The organism is Undibacterium sp. CY21W (assembly GCF_014284265.1).
Taxonomy (GTDB): Bacteria; Pseudomonadota; Gammaproteobacteria; order Burkholderiales; family Burkholderiaceae_D; genus Undibacterium; species Undibacterium aquatile.
In genome coordinates this window covers 1-1,646 of record NZ_JACOGE010000017.1, presented here as the reverse complement: position 1 = coordinate 1,646, position 1,646 = coordinate 1, and the positions used below count along the sequence as shown (strand labels likewise).

Here is a 1,646-nt window from a genome sequence, read left to right as displayed (position 1 = left end):
TACCAGATTGACTAACAATTCCTTCTACCATTCCATCAACATACTGCACAGTGCTAACTGCACCGACGCCATTGGTTACTTGATGAATGCGATCAAGGGCTTGCCCAGCAACAGCAACATCAATCGGCGCAAATACTTCCCAACGACTACCCGTACCATCAAGTTGACCGGCATGATATTGCACGATCTGTGTTCGCCCCGTTCCTAGTAAATCTAAGAAATATACTTTACCAAAAGGGAAACTAGTGTTAGCAACCGTCTGAACCTTAAAGCCGTTCCAAGGCGTACAAACAATATTGCTGTCATCAACTCCGGCACCTCCGGTCGTATCATCACCGATGAGATGGCACATTTGCACGTCGCCACTGGGTCTCGGTCGTGAACCTAAAACAGGATTCAATCTGTCGACTAAAATAGTTGCCTGCCCGTCGCCAATAAAGTTACCAACTGCACGGATCGCAACATATTCCGGGCCGCTGTATTTTTTTCTTACACCACAATCCAGGGCTCGGCCTGTCGACAAACATATGGTCAATTCAGCGCGTGAGTACGCGGAGATGTCAGTACTGGTAGGATTCGCCATTTCAGTGAACCCGAATGCCAGAGAATTATAACCAGAACCATTAAAATCGGCCGCCAAGTTGCCCATTTGATCATATTTATCAAATAGGTATGGTAAATATGGTGTATTACGTGGCGGCTGCACATATCGGTCATAGGTGTAATTCGCCATCACCCCCAGATTTGTCGTAGCACCTGGTGGATTGAAATTATTCAATACGATTGTTGGCTGAAGATTTTCGTAATGCGGGTTATATATCGACTCAGTTCCGTCTTGGGTATACTCTCGAAAATTCACTGTTGTCCAGCGGACGTCGTAAGGCTTTCCGATACCGGTAAAATCAACCACCTGTGATAATTTGAAGTACTGATTTTGGGCATATTCCGGAGAACCATCGTCTGGAGAGATCATTGTCAGTACATTTGGCGGACTAAAGTCTTGCTGGCATTTCCCCTGAATACAAACCGTCACAACCCCACTATCATTAGAACTGTAGACGGCCGAACGACCATCGCCACGCACATCGACCACGTAAGGCGCCCCCAAAAACGTTGGAGGCCATCCAGACTCACAGTTGAACACGATAGGGGAACCCGGGGGAGGCAAAGCCCCAGGGTGATTCAAAGGAGACAAACAAATTTTTTGTGGCAACAGAAACCAGTTCTGATTCGTCCCTGGTCTCACTATGATATCCAACGCACCATCGCCATTGAAATCGCCAGTATCTAAGACAACAAAAGGTTCACCAGTACTCAACTGGTAGGTGTACTCGGTAAACCCATTGCCATTATTATGGAAATAACGATATTGAGTTTGTGGAACAACCCGCTCCGGTCCAACCTGCATTGCCGGCGCTTTTTCTAAGATATCGGTATAGCCGTGATTCTCAAAATCGCTGAATACAAATGCTTTGTCATTAATAACAAGATCAGAATATCCGTAAACGGTTCTAGGAGCACTCATAGTCGGAGCGCCAGCCCAAATCCCTTTACTCTCAAAGCCCGGCGTCTTGCCTGGATCCGGTTTCCCCCACGCAAATGTTGTCGCCGGTAAGCAATCCATACCTCCCGTCTGTGGATTACGC

The 1,646-nt window shown here is 47.0% G+C and carries 1 protein-coding gene; it reads right to left on the bottom strand.

The features are described 5' to 3' along the window. Positions 1-1,525: VCBS repeat-containing protein (locus tag H8K29_RS17735; protein ID WP_186898664.1), on the bottom strand; the 1,525-nt coding region annotated here is incomplete at its 3' end. Positions 1,526-1,646: the final 121 nt, after the last annotated feature.